General features: G+C 68.5%; 19 protein-coding genes and 1 pseudogene. 14 read left to right on the top strand and 6 right to left on the bottom strand.

Going from position 1 to position 17,981, the window contains the following annotated elements:
* Positions 1–20: 20 nt before the first annotated feature.
* Both A5771_RS04075 and A5771_RS04070 read right to left on the bottom strand, forming a co-directional pair.
* Positions 21–1,586, bottom strand: coding sequence for an MFS transporter (locus A5771_RS04075; protein ID WP_064853907.1), 1,566 nt, complete (start codon positions 1,584–1,586; stop codon positions 21–23).
* Complete coding sequence (locus tag A5771_RS04070) at positions 1,586–2,284, bottom strand: LppX_LprAFG lipoprotein (RefSeq protein ID WP_064853906.1); 699 nt, start codon at positions 2,282–2,284, stop codon at positions 1,586–1,588. The genes A5771_RS04075 and A5771_RS04070 overlap by 1 nt, the downstream gene beginning before the upstream one ends.
* A 106-nt stretch (positions 2,285–2,390) precedes the next feature.
* On the opposite strand from A5771_RS04070, the gene A5771_RS04065 reads away from it, so the two are divergent.
* From A5771_RS04065 to whiA, 8 genes are all read left to right on the top strand, one after another.
* Positions 2,391–2,999: a riboflavin synthase gene (locus A5771_RS04065; RefSeq protein ID WP_064853905.1), complete on the top strand. Its 609-nt coding sequence runs from the start codon at positions 2,391–2,393 to the stop codon at positions 2,997–2,999.
* Positions 3,000–3,092: 93 nt separating this feature from the next.
* A complete protein-coding gene (locus A5771_RS04060; protein ID WP_064853904.1) occupies positions 3,093–4,370 on the top strand; it encodes a bifunctional 3,4-dihydroxy-2-butanone-4-phosphate synthase/GTP cyclohydrolase II in 1,278 nt (425 codons plus the stop codon).
* A gap of 106 nt (positions 4,371–4,476) precedes the next feature.
* Positions 4,477–4,932 carry a 6,7-dimethyl-8-ribityllumazine synthase gene (gene ribH / locus A5771_RS04055; RefSeq protein ID WP_064853961.1) on the top strand — a complete coding sequence of 152 codons (456 nt, stop codon included), beginning with the start codon at positions 4,477–4,479 and terminating at the stop codon, positions 4,930–4,932.
* On the top strand, positions 4,929–5,399 hold the full coding sequence (locus A5771_RS04050; RefSeq protein WP_064853903.1) for a PH domain-containing protein: 471 nt from the start codon (positions 4,929–4,931) through the stop codon (positions 5,397–5,399). The genes ribH and A5771_RS04050 overlap by 4 nt, the downstream gene beginning before the upstream one ends.
* Before the next feature lie 68 nt (positions 5,400–5,467).
* A complete protein-coding gene (gene uvrC, locus A5771_RS04045) occupies positions 5,468–7,426 on the top strand; it encodes an excinuclease ABC subunit UvrC (RefSeq protein WP_064853902.1) in 1,959 nt (652 codons plus the stop codon).
* On the top strand, positions 7,423–8,358 hold the full coding sequence (gene rapZ, locus A5771_RS04040) for an RNase adapter RapZ (RefSeq protein WP_064853901.1): 936 nt from the start codon (positions 7,423–7,425) through the stop codon (positions 8,356–8,358). Before uvrC ends, rapZ begins: the two co-directional genes overlap by 4 nt.
* 106 nt (positions 8,359–8,464) lie before the next feature.
* The gene (locus A5771_RS04035) at positions 8,465–9,544 is read left to right on the top strand and encodes a YvcK family protein (RefSeq protein ID WP_064853900.1); all 1,080 of its coding nucleotides are present in this window, start codon (positions 8,465–8,467) and stop codon (positions 9,542–9,544) included.
* Positions 9,541–10,518 (top strand): DNA-binding protein WhiA, encoded by a 978-nt coding sequence (gene whiA, locus A5771_RS04030; protein ID WP_109401015.1) that lies wholly within the window; start codon positions 9,541–9,543, stop codon positions 10,516–10,518. Before A5771_RS04035 ends, whiA begins: the two co-directional genes overlap by 4 nt.
* A gap of 88 nt (positions 10,519–10,606) precedes the next feature.
* On the opposite strand, the gene A5771_RS21625 is transcribed toward whiA, so the two are convergent.
* The 3 genes from A5771_RS21625 to A5771_RS04020 are packed head-to-tail and all read right to left on the bottom strand — an operon-like array spanning position 10,607 to position 11,429.
* The gene (locus A5771_RS21625; RefSeq protein ID WP_234782936.1) at positions 10,607–10,924 is read right to left on the bottom strand and encodes a PIN domain-containing protein; all 318 of its coding nucleotides are present in this window, start codon (positions 10,922–10,924) and stop codon (positions 10,607–10,609) included.
* Positions 10,924–11,166 carry a type II toxin-antitoxin system Phd/YefM family antitoxin gene (locus A5771_RS04025; protein ID WP_064853898.1) on the bottom strand — a complete coding sequence of 81 codons (243 nt, stop codon included), beginning with the start codon at positions 11,164–11,166 and terminating at the stop codon, positions 10,924–10,926. The genes A5771_RS21625 and A5771_RS04025 overlap by 1 nt, the downstream gene beginning before the upstream one ends.
* Positions 11,163–11,429 carry a hypothetical protein gene (locus A5771_RS04020; RefSeq protein ID WP_064853897.1) on the bottom strand — a complete coding sequence of 89 codons (267 nt, stop codon included), beginning with the start codon at positions 11,427–11,429 and terminating at the stop codon, positions 11,163–11,165. The genes A5771_RS04025 and A5771_RS04020 overlap by 4 nt, the downstream gene beginning before the upstream one ends.
* A 71-nt stretch (positions 11,430–11,500) precedes the next feature.
* On the opposite strand from A5771_RS04020, the gene A5771_RS04015 reads away from it, so the two are divergent.
* The 6 genes and pseudogenes from A5771_RS04015 to secG all read left to right on the top strand — a co-directional run bounded on the left by A5771_RS04015 (position 11,501) and on the right by secG (position 17,543).
* Positions 11,501–12,325, top strand: a complete 825-nt coding sequence (locus A5771_RS04015) for an alpha/beta hydrolase (RefSeq protein ID WP_234782935.1) — start codon at positions 11,501–11,503, stop codon at positions 12,323–12,325.
* A gap of 77 nt (positions 12,326–12,402) precedes the next feature.
* Positions 12,403–14,168 (top strand): annotated as a pseudogene (locus A5771_RS04010) (DUF3556 domain-containing protein).
* Positions 14,169–14,215: 47 nt separating this feature from the next.
* Positions 14,216–15,238 carry a type I glyceraldehyde-3-phosphate dehydrogenase gene (gene gap, locus A5771_RS04005; protein ID WP_064853896.1) on the top strand — a complete coding sequence of 341 codons (1,023 nt, stop codon included), beginning with the start codon at positions 14,216–14,218 and terminating at the stop codon, positions 15,236–15,238.
* An 11-nt stretch (positions 15,239–15,249) separates the two neighbouring features.
* Positions 15,250–16,485, top strand: coding sequence for a phosphoglycerate kinase (locus A5771_RS04000; protein ID WP_064853895.1), 1,236 nt, complete (start codon positions 15,250–15,252; stop codon positions 16,483–16,485).
* The gene (gene tpiA, locus A5771_RS03995; RefSeq protein ID WP_064853894.1) at positions 16,482–17,267 is read left to right on the top strand and encodes a triose-phosphate isomerase; all 786 of its coding nucleotides are present in this window, start codon (positions 16,482–16,484) and stop codon (positions 17,265–17,267) included. Before A5771_RS04000 ends, tpiA begins: the two co-directional genes overlap by 4 nt.
* A gap of 42 nt (positions 17,268–17,309) precedes the next feature.
* The gene (secG, locus tag A5771_RS03990; protein WP_064853893.1) at positions 17,310–17,543 is read left to right on the top strand and encodes a preprotein translocase subunit SecG; all 234 of its coding nucleotides are present in this window, start codon (positions 17,310–17,312) and stop codon (positions 17,541–17,543) included.
* Between the two features lie 12 nt (positions 17,544–17,555).
* On the opposite strand, the gene A5771_RS03985 is transcribed toward secG, so the two are convergent.
* Positions 17,556–17,954, bottom strand: coding sequence for a hypothetical protein (locus tag A5771_RS03985; protein WP_064853892.1), 399 nt, complete (start codon positions 17,952–17,954; stop codon positions 17,556–17,558).
* Positions 17,955–17,981 lie beyond the last annotated feature (27 nt).

The following is a 17,981-nucleotide window of genomic DNA, read 5'->3' as shown; positions in this document are numbered from 1 at the left end:
GCGTGCGTAATCCCGGGCTTTTAACCGGCGTGGCGCTCGGGGACACGCACGCCCGCGGCAGAGGCCTCCGGATCCTCGACGGAATCCTTGTTGCTGCCGATGAACAGCCCGAGTACGGCGCCGACCACGCAGACGATTGCGGTGATCCCGAAGATCTCGCCGTACATCATCGCGAACGCCAACTTCGAGTTGTGCGCCGTCGCCGCCATCTTCTCGGCCAGGCTGCCCCCGGGAACCTTGGGTATCCCGGCCAGAATCTGGTTGAACCGATACAGCCCCCACGCCGACAGAGCGGCCATCCCGACCAGCATCCCGGTCATCCGGGCGACCACCACACCGGCCGCGGCGATGCCGTGCTCGCGGGGCGGCACCACCCGCATCACCGCCGACGTCAGCGGGCCGATCACCAGTCCCAGCCCGAAGCCGGCCAGCATCTGGTCGGTGTCCAGGGCCGGCAGCGAGAACAACCCGAAGAAATCGTGCCGGTAAGCCAGCAGATCGACCGGCCACTTCGAGATCAGCCAGTAGCCGCCGGCCGCGAGCAGCAGGCCCACGAAGGTCACCCCCCGGTCGCCGGCCCGGGTCGCGATCCAGCCGCCCACCAGGGCGCCCACCGGCAGCGCGGCCAAGAAGCGCAGCAGCAGCCCGGCGGCCTCGTTCTGGGTCATCCCCAGCACGCCCTGCCCGAAGAGCTCGACATCGACCAGCGTCACCATCAGTGCCGCGCCGGCACACACCGAGGCGCCCAACGCCGCCAAAAACGGCCCGAACCGGGCGCCGGTCGGGTCGATCAGCTTGGTGCGGGCGAAGCGCTCCCAGACCGCGAACAGCACGATGGCCACCAGCGCGGCTCCCAGCACCGGCAGCCCCCAGTCCGGCAGCGCCTGCTTGGCGTTGGGTTCGGGGTTGTAGAGGCCGATGACGGCCAGGCCCAGCGCGACCGCCAGCAGCAGCCCGCCGACGACGTCGACGCGTTCGGGCGGAGTCCCGTCGTCGGCGGAGTCGGCCCGCGACGGCAGGCTGAAGTGGATCATCACCATCGCGATCGCGGTCAGAGGCACGTTGATCCAGAACACGTCGCGCCAGTCGCGCAGCGCCCAGACGATGAAGATGCCGTACAGCGGGCCGAGCACGCTGCCCAGCTCCTGGGCCGCGCCGATCCCGCCGAGGACTCCGGCCCGATTGCGCTGCGCCCACAGGTCGGCGCCCAGCGCCAGGGTCACCGGCAGCAGGGCGCCACTGGCGATGCCCTGAATGGTGCGGCCCACCACCAGCATCGACAGATCCATCGACAACGCGGTCACCACCGAGCCGATGGCGAACGTGGTCAGGCTGACCTGCAGCAGCAGCTTGCGGCCGAACCGGTCGGAGGCCCGGCCCAGCAGCGGCATCGCGGCGATGTAGCCGAGTAGGTAGCAGGTGATGATCGGGGTGAGCTGCTGGATCTTGTTGATCGGGATCCCGACACCGGCCGGTTGCGGCGCCATGATGTCGCGCATGATCGTGACCACGACATAGGTGTCGAGCGCCCCGAGCAGGACCGCGAGGCTACCTGCGCTGATCGCGAGTCGGCGATTGACCCGCATCACGCTCCTGCCGGCTTCTCAACGGTGACCGGGGAGTTCCAGTTCGACAACGTCATCTGGATCGAGTTGCCCGCGCTGGGGTCAAGCTTGGCCTGAACCAGCTGGTGGTCACCGTCTTCTTGAATCCAGACCGTGGCCGGCGTCGACGCGGTGGCCTTGAGCTGCGGTGCCAGCGCGTTCACCGCGTCGGCCGGCGCATCGCCGGTGACCCGGATCGTCTTCTGGCCGTTGATGGTTTCGCGCCCTTGCGATTTCGGCTCCTTGAGGTTGGCCAGCATGTTGGCCAATCCCTTGTCCGGGCTCAGGATGGCGGCGACGTCGTAGATCTTCTCGGCGGCGCCGTAGTTGTCGTAGTCGTCACCGGTGATCGCCGCGTACAGGTCGCCGTCGATGACGATGAACTTGGCGTCGACGTCGCTGCCGAGCATGGTGATCGTCGCGCTGCCCTTGGCCGCGGTGGTCGGCTCGTTGGTCAGGTCACCCTCGAGGGTCTTGACCGGAAGGTTCTTGATTTGGCCGGTCACCGACAGTGCCAGGTGCGCGCTCTTGAGGTCCGCGGTGGTGCTGGCGGATTCCTTGACCAGGGTCGCCGCGTCCGGCAACGGGGCGCCGGAGTCCTTGCTCGAGCAGCCGGCGAACAGGGCGGCGGCGGTCGTGGCGGTGGCCAGAGCGATCAGAAGTCTGCGCATGGGGGACATCGTATAGAGGCCGGTCCGTCCCGGCGGTCCAGCGTGGACATAACCGATGGCGACGACCCGCAGCGCCCGACTCCGTCGCGCTTGCGATCGTCGCTAGCCTGATGTGATGTTCACCGGAATCGTCGAGGAACTGGGCGAGCTGGTCAGCCGCGACGAGTTGACCGACGCCGCGCGCCTGGTCATCCACGGCCCCACCGTCGTCTCCGACGCCCGCCACGGTGATTCGATCGCCGTCAACGGGGTGTGCCTGACGGTGGTGGAGGTGCTGCCCGGCGGCCGGTTCTCCGCCGACGTGATGCGCGAGACGCTGGATCGCTCCAGCCTGGGCTCGGTGCAGGTCGGGGGACCGGTGAACCTCGAACGCGCGGCCGCGCTGGGCAGCCGTCTGGGCGGGCACATCGTGCAGGGTCACGTCGACGGCACCGGGCGCGTGCTGGCCCGCACACCCGCACCGCACTGGGAGGTGGTGCGGATTTCGCTGCCGAAGTCGCTGGCCCGCTACGTGGTGGAGAAGGGCTCGATCACCGTCGACGGCATCTCACTGACCGTCGCCGGACTGGGGTGTGACCCGGACCACTTCTTCGAGGTGTCGTTGATCCCGACCACACTGGCGCTGACCACGCTGGGCCGCGCTCCGGTCGGCACGCCGGTCAATCTCGAGGTGGACGTCATCGCCAAGTATGTCGAGCGGCTGGTGACAAATCCCGCTGGATGAGTCGGGCGGCAAATCATGGCCCCGGGGTGGTTCATACTGGATGGGCGGGTTGCGCCGATCGGGCGGCCCGGAGGCGAACCCAAGGTGGCATAGATGACGAAGTTGGACACCGTCGAGCGGGCGGTTGCCGACATTGCCGCCGGTAAAGCCGTCGTCGTCATCGACGACGAGGACCGGGAGAACGAAGGCGATCTGATCTTCGCCGCCGAGAAGGCCACCCCCGAATTGGTGGCGTTCATGGTGCGCTACACCTCCGGGTATCTGTGCGTGCCGCTGGACGGCGCGATCTGTGACCGGCTGGGCCTGCTGCCGATGTATGCGGTGAACCAGGACAAGCACGGCACCGCCTACACCGTCACCGTCGACGCCAAGAACAATGTGGGGACCGGGATTTCGGCTTCGGACCGGGCGACGACGATGCGGCTGCTGGCCGATCCAGGCAGCGCTGCCGACGAATTCACCCGGCCCGGGCACGTGGTGCCGTTGCGCGCCAAGGACGGCGGCGTGCTGCGCCGGCCGGGTCACACCGAGGCCGCGGTCGACCTGGCTCGGATGGCCGGCCTGCAGCCGGCCGGCGCGATCTGCGAGATCGTCAGCCAGAAGGACGAGGGCGCGATGGCCCAGACCGACGAGCTGCGGATCTTCGCCGACGAACACGGCCTGGCGCTGATCTCCATCGCCGACATGATCGAGTGGCGCCGCAAGCACGAGAAGCACATCGAGCGGGTCGCCGAAGCCCGCATCCCGACCCGGCACGGCGAGTTCCGTGCCGTCGGCTACACCAGCATCTACGAGGACGTCGAGCATGTCGCGCTGGTCCGCGGCGAGATCGCCGGGCCGCACAATGACGGCGATGACGTGCTGGTCCGGGTGCACTCCGAGTGCCTGACCGGCGACGTCTTCGGTTCGCGGCGCTGCGACTGCGGGCCACAGCTGGATGCGGCGCTGGCGATGGTGGCCCACGAGGGCCGCGGAGTGGTGCTCTACATGCGTGGGCACGAGGGCCGCGGCATCGGGCTGCTGCACAAGCTGCAGGCCTACCAGCTGCAGGATGCCGGCGACGACACCGTCGACGCCAACCTCAAGCTGGGGTTGCCGGCCGACGCGCGCGACTACGGCATCGGTGCGCAGATCTTGGTGGATCTCGGGGTGCGTTCGATGCGCCTGCTGACCAACAATCCGGCCAAGCGGGTCGGGCTGGACGGCTACGGGCTGCACATCATCGAGCGGGTGCCGCTGCCGGTGCGGGCCAACGCCGAGAACATCCGCTACCTGATGACCAAGCGGGACCGGATGGGCCACGAGCTGACCGGGCTGGAGGACTTCGACGATGCTTCGCACCTGCCCGGCGAATTCGGCGGGGCGCTGTGAGCCGCGCTGTCGACGATGCCGTGGGGGCGCCCCCAGCCGCGCAGCGGCGAGGGGGACGCAGCGAGGCTGAGGAGCAGCGCCAGTGAGCGGCGTCGGGGTGCCGGACATGCCGGCGCTTGAGGCCTCGGGTGTGCGCTTGGCGATCGTGGCCAGCACCTGGCACACCCGGATCTGTGACGCCCTGCTGGCCGGTGCCCGCCAGGTGGCCGCCGATGCCGGCGTCGCCCAACCCACGGTGGTTCGAGTGCTCGGGGCGATCGAGATTCCGGTAGTGGCCCAGGAGGTGGCCCGCAACCACGACGCGGTCGTCGCGCTCGGTGTGGTGATCCGCGGCGGCACACCGCATTTCGACTATGTGTGCGACGCGGTGACCCAGGGTCTGACCCGGGTGTCACTGGACGCGGCGACACCGGTGGCCAACGGGGTGCTCACCGTCAACGACGAGCAGCAGGCGCTGGATCGCGCCGGGCTGCCCGGTTCGGCCGAGGACAAGGGCGCCCAGGCGGCCGCCGCCGCGCTGAGCACGGCACTGACCCTGCGCGACCTTCGCGCCGCGCTGTGACGGGCCCGTCCGGGTCCCAGCAGTGGGATCTGCAGGTGCGTCCGCGGCTCATGCGGATCGGCTTATGGAGCGCCGCGGTCCTGATCGTCGCGATCCACGTCGTGGTGAGCTTTCTGCTGACGATCCGCTCCAGCGGGGTGATCTTTCGCACCTACGACCGGGTGGCCGTCGTGGCGCTGGGCATCATCGTGGCCGGGTCGCTGCTGCTGTTCGCGCGCGCCCGGGTACGGGCGGGCGCGTCCGGGGTGTCGGTGCGCAACGCGCTCGGCGACCGGCTGATCCCGTGGGCGCACGTGCGCGGCGTGTCCTTCCCGCCGGGCAAACGCTGGGCCCGGCTGGAGCTGCCCGACGACGAATACATTCCGCTGGTGGCCATCCAGTCCGCCGATAAGGAGCGCGCGGTGCAGGCCATGCGCACCATGCGGGCCCTGATCGCGCGCTACCGTCCCCCCGGCGAGCAGACATGAAAGCACCCTGTTTTGCATGAAAAAAGGGGCTTTCACGTCTGTTCGCCGTAGAAAGTAGCCTGGTTACCGTGCCAGACCCCGCGACCTATCGCCCGGCGACCGGCTCCATTCCCGTCGAGCCCGGCGTCTACCGATTCGTCGACCCGCACGGCCGGGTGATCTACGTGGGCAAGGCGAAAAGCCTGCGGTCGCGGCTCACGTCGTACTTCGCCGACGTCGCCGGCCTGCACCCGCGCACCCGCCAGATGGTGACCACCGCCGCCAAGGTGGAGTGGACGGTGGTCAACACCGAGGTCGAGGCGCTGCAGCTGGAATATAACTGGATCAAGGAGTTCGACCCGCGGTTCAACGTCCGCTACCGCGATGACAAGACCTATCCCGTGCTGGCGGTCACCCTCAACGAGGAGTACCCGCGGCTGATGGTCTACCGCGGGCCGCGACGCAAAGGGGTGCGCTACTTCGGGCCGTACTCGCACGCCTGGGCGATCCGCGAAACCCTGGACCTGCTGCTGCGGGTGTTTCCGGCCCGCACCTGCTCGGCCGGGGTGTTCAAGCGCCACCAGCAGATCGGTCGGCCCTGCCTGCTGGGTTACATCGGCAAGTGCGCGGCACCGTGTATCGGGCGGGTCAGCGCCGAGGAACACCGGCAGATCGTGGACGACTTCTGCGACTTTTTGGCCGGCAAGACCGACCGGCTGGTCCGCAGCCTCGAGCAGCAGATGCTGGCCGCCTCCGATCAGCTCGACTTCGAGCGGGCCGCGCGGCTGCGCGACGACGTCGCGGCGCTGAAACGAGCCCTGGAGAAGCAGGCCGTGGTGCTCGGGGACGGCACCGACGCCGACGTGGTGGCGTTCGCCGACGACGAGCTGGAGGCGGCGGTCCAGGTGTTCCACGTGCGTGGCGGCCGGGTACGCGGTCAGCGCGGCTGGATCGTCGAAAAGCCCGGAGACCCCGGCGATTCCGAGAACGCCCTGGAGCGTCTCGTTGAACAGTTCGTCACCCAGTTCTACGGTGATCAGGCCGAACTGGAGGGTTCGGCCGACGAGCCGATCAATCCGGTGCCCCGCGAGGTGCTGGTGCCCTGTCTGCCGGCCAACGCCGACGAGCTGATCAGCTGGCTGTCGGACCTGCGGGGCTCGCGGGTATCACTGCGGGTGCCGTTGCGCGGTGATAAGCGCGCACTGGCCGAGACCGTGGAGCGAAACGCCAAACATGCACTGCAGCAACATAAGTTGAAACGAGCCGGAGATTTCACCGCCAGATCCGCTGCGCTGCAGAACATTCAGGAATCTCTGGGCTTGCCCGACGCACCGCTGCGCATCGAATGCGTGGACATCAGCCATGTGCAGGGCACCGATGTGGTCGGATCCCTGGTGGTGTTCGAGGACGGGCTGCCCCGCAAGTCCGACTACCGCCACTTCGCGATCCGAGAGGCCGCCGGCGAGGGTCGCTCCGACGATGTGGCCTCGATCGCCGAGGTGACCCGCCGCCGGTTCCGTCGTCACCTGGACGCGGAAGTGCTTTCTCCGGAAGGCAAATCACGAAAATTCGCCTATCCGCCGAATCTCTACGTGGTGGACGGTGGCGCTCCGCAGGTCAACGCCGCCGCCGCCGCGCTCGCCGAACTCGGTATCACCGACGTCGCGACCATCGGGCTGGCCAAGCGCCTGGAGGAGGTGTGGGTGCCCTCGGAGCCGGACCCGATCATCCTGCCGAGGCAAAGCGAAGGCCTGTATCTGCTGCAGCGGATCCGCGACGAGGCGCACCGGTTCGCCATCACCTACCATCGCAGCAAACGGTCCAAGCGGATGACCGCCTCGGTGCTGGATGCGGTACCCGGCCTCGGTGAGCACCGGCGCAAGGTGTTGATCTCGCATTTCGGCTCGGTGGCACGACTGAAAAAGGCTACCGTCGAAGAGCTCACCTCGATCCCGGGAATCGGCGCGGCGACCGCGGCTGCGGTTCTCGAGGCGCTGGGGGCCGACGGCGCGACGGGTGCCGCTGAACAGCAACGGATGTCGGGATGACCACGGAATCACCGAAGGGCGTGCGGGAACGCGACGTCGCCGGCCCCGGAGACGGCGCCGGTATCGACGTCGTACTGGTCACCGGGCTGTCCGGCGCCGGGCGCGGCACCGCCGCCAAGGTGCTCGAGGACCTGGGCTGGTACGTCGCCGACAACCTGCCGCCGGACCTGATCACCAGGATGGTGGACCTGGGCTTGGCGGCGGGCTCCCGGATCACCCAGCTGGCGGTGGTGATGGACGTGCGCTCGGCCGGATTCACCGGAGACCTGGACTCGGTACGCAATGAGCTGGCGACGCGGGGCATCAACCCGCGGGTGCTGTTCATGGACGCCGGCGACGACGTACTCATCCGCCGCTACGAACACAACCGCCGCAGCCATCCGCTGCAGGGCCAGCAGACGCTCACCGAGGGCATTACCGCCGAGCGGGTCATGTTGGCGCCGGTCCGCGCGGTGGCCGACCTGGTCATCGACACCTCGGTGCTCAGCGTGCGCGAGCTGCGCGAGAGCATCGAGGAGATGTTCGGTGGAGACGCCGTCACGGCTCCCACCTCGATCACGGTCGAGTCCTTCGGCTACAAGTACGGCCTGCCGATGGACGCCGACATGGTGATGGACGTGCGGTTCCTGCCCAACCCGCACTGGGTCGACGAACTGCGCCCGCACTCCGGACAGCATCCGGCGGTGCGCGACTACGTGCTGAGCCAGCCGGGTGCGGACGAATTCCTCGAGGCCTACCATCGGCTGCTGTCTCTGGTGGTGGGCGGCTATCGACGAGAAGGAAAGCGATACATGACCGTGGCCATCGGGTGTACCGGCGGCAAGCACCGCAGCGTCGCCATCGCCGAGGCGCTGGCGAGGCTGTTGGACACCGCCGATGACAACGACGAGCTGTCGGTGCGGGTGCTGCACCGGGATCTGGGCCGCGAATGAGCTGCGCCGGCGACGATGCAGAGCGGAGCGATGAGGTGGGGGCACGCCCCCTGGCCGCGGGGCGGCCGGGGGTACCCCCACCCGCTGGCGGGGGAGGGCGGCGCCAATGAGCATCGAGCCAGCCCACGGCAACCCGAGCATCGTGGCGCTCGGCGGCGGGCACGGCCTGTACGCGACACTGTCGGCCGCCCGTCGGCTGACGCCGCACGTCACCGCCGTGGTCACCGTCGCCGACGACGGCGGCTCCTCCGGCCGGTTGCGCAGCGAGCTGGATGTGGTGCCGCCGGGGGACCTGCGGATGGCGCTGGCGGCGCTGGCCTCCGACAGTCCCGCCGGGCGGCTGTGGGCGACCATTCTGCAGCACCGGTTCGGCGGCACCGGCGCGCTGGCCGGCCACCCGATCGGCAACCTGCTGCTGGCCGGCCTCAACGAGGTGCTGGCCGACCCGGTGGCCGCACTCGATGAGCTCGGCCGAATGCTCGGCGTCAAAGGGCGGGTGCTGCCGATGTGCCCGATCGCCCTGCAGATCGAAGCCGACGTCTCCGGCCTCGACGCCGACCCGCGGCTGTTCGGGGTGATCCGCGGCCAGGTGGCGATCGCGACGACGCCGGGCAAGGTGCGCCGGGTGCGGCTGTTGCCGGGCAATCCACCGGCCACCCGCCAGGCCGTCGACGCCATCATGTCGGCGGACCTGGTGGTGCTGGGGCCGGGATCGTGGTTCACCAGCGTCATCCCGCACCTGCTGGTGCCCGGGCTGGCCGCCGCACTGCAGAACACCACGGCCCGGCGCGCCCTGGTGCTCAACCTGGTCGCCGAGCCGGGGGAGACCGCCGGCTTCTCGGTGGAGCGTCACCTGCACGTGTTGGCCCAGCATGCCCCCGGTTTCACCGTCGACCACATCATCATCGACGCGGGACGGGTGCCCAGTGAGCGCGAACGCGAGCAGCTGCGCCGGGCTGCGAATCTCTTCGCGGCGGAGGTTCGGTTCGTCGACGTGGCCCGACCTGGTACACCTTTACATGACCCAGGAAAGTTGGCGGCAGCGCTGGACGGGGTTCGGGACGCCGGCGGGTCGCCGCTGACGCTCCCGACACCCGTCGCGACGCCGGCCGAGGGCGGGGGCCGGCAAACCGGCGTGAGTGGACCGAGCGGGCTCGGGCCGGGAGGTGACAAGTCGTGGCGATGACGGCTGAAGTCAAGGACGAATTGAGCCGTCTCGTGGTCAGTTCGGTCAATGCCCGTCGAGCCGAGGTCGCGGCGCTGCTGCGCTTCGCCGGTGGGCTGCATATCGTGGCCGGCCGGGTCGTGGTCGAAGCCGAGGTGGACCTGGGCGTCATCGCGCGCAGGCTGCGCAAGGACATCTTCGACCTGTACGGCTACAACGCGATCGTGCATGTGCTGTCGGCCAGCGGGATGCGCAAGAGCACCCGTTACGTGCTGCGGGTCGCCAAGGACGGCGAAGCGCTGGCCCGCCAGACCGGCCTGCTGGACATGCGTGGCCGGCCGGTGCGCGGCCTACCCGCCCAGGTCGTCGGCGGCAGCGTCGCCGACGCCGAAGCGGCTTGGCGCGGCGCGTTTTTGGCGCACGGATCACTGACCGAGCCCGGTCGGTCCTCGGCGCTGGAGGTCGGTTGCCCCGGTCCGGAGGCGGCCCTGGCGCTGGTCGGCGCGGCGCGTCGGCTCGGGGTCAGTGCGAAGGCCCGCGAGGTGCGCGGCGCCGATCGGGTGGTGGTGCGCGACGGCGAGGCGATCGGTGCGTTGCTGACCAGGATGGGCGCCCAGGACACCCGGCTGGTCTGGGAGGAGCGGCGGATTCGCCGCGAGGTACGCGCGACCGCCAACCGGCTGGCCAACTTCGACGACGCCAACCTGCGCCGCTCGGCCCGCGCCGCGGTGGCCGCGGCGGCCCGGGTGGAACGCGCGTTGGACATCCTCGGGGACACCGTGCCCGATCATCTGGCCTCGGCGGGCAAGCTGCGCGTCGAGCACCGGCAGGCGTCGCTGGAGGAACTGGGCCGACTGGCCGATCCGCCGATGACCAAAGACGCGGTGGCAGGCCGCATTCGGCGGCTGCTGTCGATGGCCGACCGCAAGGCCAAGCAGGACGGGATCCCCGATACCGAGTCGGCGGTCACCCCGGAGTTGCTGGAAGACGCCTGAGCGCTAGGGGTTTATTCGCGGGTGAACTCCGCGGGACTGCGCACGTCGACCAGGTCGTCGATGATGCGGAAGTCGCCCAAGTTGTGGGTTAGCAGTGGGACCCATGGACGTTGGCAGTTGCGGCGATTGCCAGATCAATGGCGCGCCGTCGAGGCCGGCCGCCGCGGTTGCGTACGGCGGCGGACAGATGACCCCATTCGCGAGAGATTGCCACGGTGACAGGAAGCGGGTCGAAGGTCGCTTCGACTGTGCCCAATCGTAGTGCGCGACGAGCGCGCTCTTCGTCGTCGACGGCCATCAGTACACCGAACTGGAGTTCAGCAATCGAGGCGACGCCGATCGCCGCCTCGACGTCCGGCGGTGGATCTGCACTAATTAGTACGGAGGTGTCCAGCAGTGCGCGCATCATTCGAACGGGTCGGCCAGCGGGGCCGCGAATTGCTCAAGGTCCGTGTCGAGTGTGATCGGCGCGGGAGTGACCCATATCGACCGCAACGGCTGACCGGACACCCATCGTCGGGGGGTCGTCGGTCCGAGCTGTGCCACCGGCCTGCCGGCCACGGTGATGGTGATCTCCTCGCCGGCTTCCGCTCGGCGCAGCACCTCGGCCACGTTGTTGCGCAGCTCCTTCTGCGGAATCACGGTCATCTGCCCAGGGTAGCAGAATTGCTACGCGCGTCCTGGAGATCGATTTGTCGGCACCGTACTTCGGCGTCGGCGGCCGTTTCCGATTCCCACAAGATTTGTTTGCGCGCGATCAGGTCCATGCGATATTCGGCGAGATCGGCGGCTATGCGCTCCTTAGCGCTCGGGCTACCAAAGTAGGAAGTTGACCCGGTGAGGTCCATACCGACGTAGATTTTCCCGTTGGGATAGGTGATCTTGTAAACCTGCTTGTTGCGCCCTGCCATGCCAAACGTTAACGACCGTCTCCGACCGAGAGCACCAAACTCGGTTGGATTCAGGGGTAGAGGAGCCACTGTTGACGAGAACGCAACGGCCCGATCGCCGTCGCACCGTCCCCGGCCGGCTGCTCTACCTCAGCGAACCGGCCCGGGCCGCAGTCGACGTCGGATTGCTCACGTCCACAGCACCACTGCTGTTGCTGCTGCCACGCGGTGACAGCCACCCGGTGCTGGTGTTGCCCGGCCTGGGCGCGGCCGATACTTCGACGCTGGTACTGAGACGAGTCTTGCGACGCCTGGGCTACCGGATGCACGGGTGGCGGCTGGGCACCAATCTTGGGCCGACGCCGCGGGTACTCGACGGGATGGCCTCCCGCGTCGAGGAGCTGGCCGATCGCTACCAGCAACCGATGTCGGTGATCGGCTGGAGCCTCGGCGGGTTTTATGCACGCCAATTGGCTTGTTACAGCCCCGAATCCGTCCGCCAGGTGATCACCCTCGGCACACCGGTACGGCTCGCCGCCACCATGGCACGCCAACGCGATTCCGCCGGCCATCCCAGCGACCTGTCCGGCTTCCCGCAGTGGCCCCGCTGGTCGCAGTGGGCCCGCTGGTACGGGGACTTCCAGGCCCGGGTGCCCGATGAACCGGCTCCCGGCGGCGACGCTGCGCTGCCGGTGCCGAGCACCTCGATCTACTCCGTCCTTGATGGCATCGTGGGCTGGCGGGTCTGCCTCACCGACGCCGCACCGCAAGCGGAGAACATCGGCGTCGCCGCGAGTCACATCGGGTTCGCCTACCATCCCGCGGTGATCTTCGCGATCGCCGACCGGCTGGCGCAAACCACCGGGGTCTGGCGCCCATTCCGGCCGCCGGCGCTGCTGCGCGCGGCCTACACCTGAGCGGACCCGAAACCGCGTCGCGGCATGACGCGTATCGCTATAACTGAACATGCACAAGCCAGGGGAGTGAGGCCAAGATGGGGTTCATCGCACCGACGGTTCCCGATGCGGATCCCGAGACCTGGCGCGGTATGCCGTGGGCCACCCGGACGCAGCTCTGCAGCCGGCACTGGGCCGAACACGGATTCGGCACCCCGTCGGCGATCTATCTGCTGTATCTGCTCAAGATCGCGGCCTACGCCGTCGGCGCCGCGGCGGTCATCGCGCTGACCCCGGGCCTGGGCGGGCTGGGCCGGATCACCGAATGGTGGACGCAGCCGATCGTCTACCAGAAGGTCGTCGTCTTCAGCTTGCTGTTCGAGATCCTGGGACTGGGCTGCGGCTCCGGCCCGCTGACCGGACGATTCTGGCCGCCGATCGGCGGATTCCTATACTGGCTGCGGCCCAAGACGATTCGGCTGCCGCCCTGGCCGGGCCGGGTCCCGCTCACCGGCGGCGACACCCGGACCCTCCTCGACGTCGCGCTGTACGCCGCGGTGCTGGCCTCCGGAATCTGGCTGTTGCTCTCGCCCGGGGTCCCGGACACCGGCACCGGCGGCGCCGGCGAGATCGGCCTGATCGACCCGATCCGGGTGGTCCTGATCATCGCGGCACTGGCGCTGCTGGGGCTGCGGGACAAGACGATCTTTCTGGCGGCCCGCGCCGAGCACTACGGGCTGACGTTGCTGGTGTTCTTCTTTCCCTACGTCGACCAGATGGCCGCGTTCAAGCTCATCCTGCTCGGTTTGTGGTGGGGCGCAGCGACCTCCAAGCTCAACCATCACTTCCCGTACGTGGTGGCCGTGATGATGAGCAACAACGCCCTGTTACGGCCGAGGATGTTCACCCGGTTCAAGCACTTGCTCTACCGCGATCACGCCAACGACCTACGGCCCACCCGGATACCGCAACTGATGGCACACGTCGGCGGCACCACCGCCGAATTCATCGTGCCGGCGCTGCTGGTGCTGGTCGCCGGTGATCAGCCCTGGCGGTGGGCCCTGATCGCGTTCATGGTGGTCTTCCACCTCAACATCATCTCCAACCTTCCGATGGGAGTTCCGTTGGAATGGAACGTGTTCTTCATCTTCTCGCTGTTCTATCTCTTCGGCCAGCACGCCGAAATTCAGGTGTACGACCTGCGCTCACCACTGCTGGGGGTCATACTGGTCGCCGGCCTGGTGGTCATGCCGATGGCGGGAAACATGTTTCCCCAACAGATCTCGTTCCTGCCGGCGATGCGTTACTACGCCGGAAACTGGGCCTCGAGCCTGTGGTGCTTCCGCGACGGCGCCGAAGACACCCTCGAGGCGCGCACGGTCAAGAGTTCGGCGCTGGTCATCAACCAGCTCGCCAAGCTCTACGACCGCGCCACCGCCGAACTCGTGGCCGACAAGGTTCCGGGGGCCTTCCGCGCGATGCACCTGCACGGTCGCGCACTCAACGGGCTGCTGCCGCGCGCCATCAAGAACCAAGCCGACTACAGCATCCGCGACGGCGAGATCATCGCCGGCCCGCTGATCGGGTGGAACTTCGGCGAAGGCCACCTGCACAACGAGCAGCTGCTGGCCGCGGTGCAGCGCCGCTGCCACTTCGAAGACGGCGACCTGCGGGTGATCATGCTCGAAGGTCAGCCCATTCACCGCAAGGAACAGGCCTACCGCATCGTCGACGCCAAATCCGGACTGATCGAAGCGGGCTATGTGGCGGTAGCCGACATGCTCAGCCGTCAGCCGTGGCCGAGCCCGGTGACGAGTTCCCGGTCCGCCGTACCGAAGGACCTGTGGGTTCGGTCACGCATTAGGCTGGCGTCGAATACACCAGCAAACTAGGCGACACGAGGAGAGACCAGTGACGGTCCGGGTAGGCGTGAACGGCTTCGGCCGCATCGGGCGCAACTTCTTCAGGGCATTGGACGCGCAGAAGGCCCAGGGCGCCAATACCGACATCGAGATCGTCGCGGTCAATGACCTGACCGATAACGCCAGCCTGGCGCACCTGCTGAAATTCGACTCCATCCTGGGCCGGCTGCCCCACGACGTCAGCCTCGAGGGCGACGACACCATCGTCGTCGGCAACACCAAGATCAAGGCGCTGGAGGTCAAGGAAGGCCCGGCGGCGCTGCCCTGGGGCGACCTGGGCGTCGACGTCGTCGTCGAGTCCACCGGCATCTTCACCAAGCGCGACAAGGCCCAGGGCCACCTGGACGCCGGCGCCAAGAAGGTGATCATCTCCGCGCCCGCCTCCGACGAGGACATCACCATCGTGCTGGGCGTCAACGACGACAAGTACGACGGCAGCCAGAAGATCATCTCCAACGCCTCGTGCACCACGAACTGCCTGGGGCCGCTGGCCAAGGTGCTCAACGACGAGTTCGGGATCGTCAAGGGCCTGATGACCACCATCCACGCCTACACCCAGGACCAGAACCTGCAGGACGGCCCGCACTCCGACCTGCGCCGGGCGCGCGCGGCCGCGATCAACATCGTGCCGACCTCCACCGGTGCCGCCAAGGCGATCGGCCTGGTGCTGCCGGAGCTGAAGGGCAAGCTGGACGGCTACGCGCTGCGGGTGCCGATCCCCACCGGCTCGGTCACCGACCTGACCGCCGAGCTGAGCAAGTCGGCTTCGATCGCCGACATCAACGCCGCGATGAAGGCCGCCGCCGAGGGACCGATGAAGGGCATCCTGAAGTACTACGACGCCCCGATCGTCTCCAGCGACATCGTCACCGACCCGCACAGCTCGCTGTATGACGCCGGCCTGACCAAGGTGATCGACAACCAGGCCAAGGTGGTCTCCTGGTACGACAACGAGTGGGGCTACTCCAACCGGCTGGTTGACCTGGTCGCCCTCGTCGGCAAGTCCCTGTAAGTCCGGCCGCCGTGACCATCCAGTCTCTGGAAGATCTTCTGGCGCAGGGGGTGAGTGGGCGCGGCGTGCTGGTGCGCAGCGATCTCAACGTCCCCCTCGACGACGGCAACATCACCGATCCGGGCCGGATCACCGCGTCGGTGCCGACGCTGCGCGCGCTGCTCGAGGCCGGCGCCAAGGTGGTGGTGACCGCCCACCTGGGCCGGCCCAAGGGCAAGCCCGACCCGGCGCTGTCGCTGGCGCCGGTCGCGGCCGCGCTCGGCGAACAGCTGGGCCGACACGTTCAGCTGGCCGGTGATGTGGTCGGCACCGATGCGCTGGCCCGCGCCGAAGGCCTCACCGACGGTGACGTGCTGCTGCTGGAGAACATCCGCTTCGACCCGCGGGAGACCAGCAAGGACGACAAGGAGCGCCTCGCGCTGGCCCGGGCGCTGGCCGAGCTGGTCGCCGCACCGGACGGCACGCCGGGGGCATTCGTCTCCGACGGGTTCGGCGTGGTGCACCGCAAGCAGGCCTCGGTCTACGACGTCGCGACCCTGCTGCCGTCGTACGCCGGCAAGCTGGTCGCCGCGGAGATCCAGGTGCTGCAGCAGCTGACCGAGTCCACCGAGCGCCCCTACGCGGTGGTGCTGGGCGGGTCGAAGGTCTCCGACAAGCTGGGCGTGATCAAGTCGCTGGCGACTAAGGCCGATTCCATCGTGATCGGCGGCGGCATGTGCTTCACCTTCCTGGCCGCCCAAGGGCTGCCGGTGGGCACCTCGCTGCTGGAAGCCGACATGGTCGACACCTGCCGGCAGCTGCTGGACGACTACGGCGACGTGCTGCGGCTGCCGGTGGACATCGTGGTCGCCGACAAGTTCGACGCCGCCGCCACCGGCGAGCTGGTCGCGGCCGCCGCCATCCCGGAGAACAAGATGGGCCTGGACATCGGTCCCGGTTCGGTGGAGCGGTTCGCCGCCCTGCTGTCGAATGCCCGGACCATCTTCTGGAACGGGCCGATGGGGGTGTTCGAGTTCCCGGCGTTCGCCGCCGGCACCAAGGGCCTGGCCGAGGCGATCGCGGCGGCCACCGGCAAGGGCGCGTTCAGCGTGGTCGGCGGCGGGGACTCCGCCGCGGCGGTGCGAGCACTCGGCCTGCCCGAGCGCGGTTTCTCGCACATCTCCACCGGCGGCGGGGCGTCGCTGGAATACCTTGAGGGACAACAACTGCCAGGCCTGCAGGCACTGGAGACCGAAGGGGCGCAATGAGTCGCAAACCGCTGATCGCCGGCAACTGGAAGATGAACCTCAACCACTTCGAGGCGATCGCGCTGGTGCAGAAGGTGGCATTCTCGCTGCCGGACAAGTACTACGACAAGGTCGACGTGACCGTGCTGCCTCCGTTCACCGACCTGCGCAGCGTGCAGACCCTGGTCGACGGGGACAAGCTGCGGCTGACCTTCGGCGCCCAGGACCTCTCGCAGCACGACTCGGGCGCCTACACCGGCGAGATCAGCGGGGCGTTTTTGGCCAAGCTGGGCTGCAGCTACGTCGTCGTCGGGCACTCCGAGCGGCGCAGCTACCACGGCGAGGACGACGCGCTGGTGGCGGCCAAGGCGGCCGCCGCCCTCAAGCACGGACTGACCCCGATCGTCTGCATCGGCGAGCACCTGGAGATCCGGGAGGCCGGTAACCATGTCGAGCACTGCCTGGAGCAGTTGCGCGGCTCACTGGCCGGGCTCAGTGCCGAGCAGATCGGCGCGACCGTCATCGCCTACGAGCCGGTGTGGGCGATCGGCACCGGCCGGGTCGCCGGTGCCGCCGACGCCCAGGAAGTGTGTGCCGCGGTGCGCGCCGAGCTGGGCAAGCTCGCCTCGCCGAAGGTGGCCGAGGCGGTGCGGGTGCTCTACGGCGGCTCGGTCAACGCCAAGAACATCGGTGAACTGATCGGGCAGCCCGACGTGGACGGCGGTCTGGTCGGCGGGGCGTCGCTGGACGGCGAGCAGTTCGCCACCCTGGCGGCGCTGGCGGCCGGCGGGCCCCTTGTCTAGGCGCGCCGTGATGGCCCTCAACGGCACGGTAGGGTAGCGGCCATGATCTTGACGCTGCAGATCCTCTTGGTGATCACCAGCCTGCTGGTGGTGCTGCTGGTGCTGTTGCACCGCGCCAAGGGTGGCGGCCTGTCGACCCTGTTCGGCGGCGGCGTGCAGTCCAGCCTGTCCGGCTCGACGGTGGTGGAGAAGAACCTCGACCGGCTGACCTACTTCGTCATCGCGATCTGGCTGGTGTCCATCATCGCGGTGGGCCTGCTCATCAAATACGCCTGAGCACGGCGACGCCTAACGCACCACCCGGTTGCGCATGGCGTTGAACATGCCCCGGACCATGTTCTCGGTCGCGGTCAGCGGCGCCATCGCGGTCTCGCCGACGCTGACGATGTCGTCCATCCGGCTGACGATGGTCTCCACCGGCTCGATCAGGGCAACCAGTCGGCCGGCCAGGTCGTCGAGACTGGCCATGGTCTCATCCAGGTGGTCCAGGCCGTCACCGAGGCGTGCGACGGTGGCGTTGAGGCCGACCAGGGAACTGTTCAAGGCGTTCATCGTGTCGCCCAGGCCGCTCAGGACGTCTTCGAGTTGCCCGACGGTCACGTCGGCGTTCAGCGCCGCCTGCGCCAATGTCTTGAGCCGATTGCGTTCCCCGCCAGTACCCGAGCCTCTGTCTGCCATGCCGCTCATTATGACGCGACGGCGGGCAGCGCCGGG

The sequence above is a fragment of the Mycolicibacter sinensis genome (assembly GCF_001667375.1).
In the GTDB taxonomy this organism is placed as follows: Bacteria; Actinomycetota; Actinomycetes; order Mycobacteriales; family Mycobacteriaceae; genus Mycobacterium; species Mycobacterium sinense_A.
Note: the sequence above shows the minus strand (reverse complement) of the source record. Positions and strands in the feature narration are given on the sequence as shown.

Excerpts from the sequence above, each read along its gene's own strand:
- A5771_RS04075 (WP_064853907.1), bottom strand. The coding sequence starts at position 1,586 with ATGCGGGTCAATCGCCGACTCGCGATCAGCGCAGGTAGCCTCGCGGTC.
- A5771_RS04070 (WP_064853906.1), bottom strand. The coding sequence starts at position 2,284 with ATGTCCCCCATGCGCAGACTTCTGATCGCTCTGGCCACCGCCACGACC.
- A5771_RS04065 (WP_064853905.1), top strand. The coding sequence starts at position 2,391 with ATGTTCACCGGAATCGTCGAGGAACTGGGCGAGCTGGTCAGCCGCGAC.
- A5771_RS04060 (WP_064853904.1), top strand. The coding sequence starts at position 3,093 with ATGACGAAGTTGGACACCGTCGAGCGGGCGGTTGCCGACATTGCCGCC.
- ribH (WP_064853961.1), top strand. The coding sequence starts at position 4,477 with ATGCCGGCGCTTGAGGCCTCGGGTGTGCGCTTGGCGATCGTGGCCAGC.
- rapZ (WP_064853901.1), top strand. The coding sequence starts at position 7,423 with ATGACCACGGAATCACCGAAGGGCGTGCGGGAACGCGACGTCGCCGGC.
- A5771_RS04035 (WP_064853900.1), top strand. The coding sequence starts at position 8,465 with ATGAGCATCGAGCCAGCCCACGGCAACCCGAGCATCGTGGCGCTCGGC.
- whiA (WP_109401015.1), top strand. The coding sequence starts at position 9,541 with ATGACGGCTGAAGTCAAGGACGAATTGAGCCGTCTCGTGGTCAGTTCG.
- A5771_RS21625 (WP_234782936.1), bottom strand. The coding sequence starts at position 10,924 with ATGCGCGCACTGCTGGACACCTCCGTACTAATTAGTGCAGATCCACCG.
- A5771_RS04025 (WP_064853898.1), bottom strand. The coding sequence starts at position 11,166 with ATGACCGTGATTCCGCAGAAGGAGCTGCGCAACAACGTGGCCGAGGTG.
- A5771_RS04020 (WP_064853897.1), bottom strand. The coding sequence starts at position 11,429 with ATGGCAGGGCGCAACAAGCAGGTTTACAAGATCACCTATCCCAACGGG.
- tpiA (WP_064853894.1), top strand. The coding sequence starts at position 16,482 with ATGAGTCGCAAACCGCTGATCGCCGGCAACTGGAAGATGAACCTCAAC.
- secG (WP_064853893.1), top strand. The coding sequence starts at position 17,310 with ATGATCTTGACGCTGCAGATCCTCTTGGTGATCACCAGCCTGCTGGTG.
- A5771_RS03985 (WP_064853892.1), bottom strand. The coding sequence starts at position 17,954 with ATGAGCGGCATGGCAGACAGAGGCTCGGGTACTGGCGGGGAACGCAAT.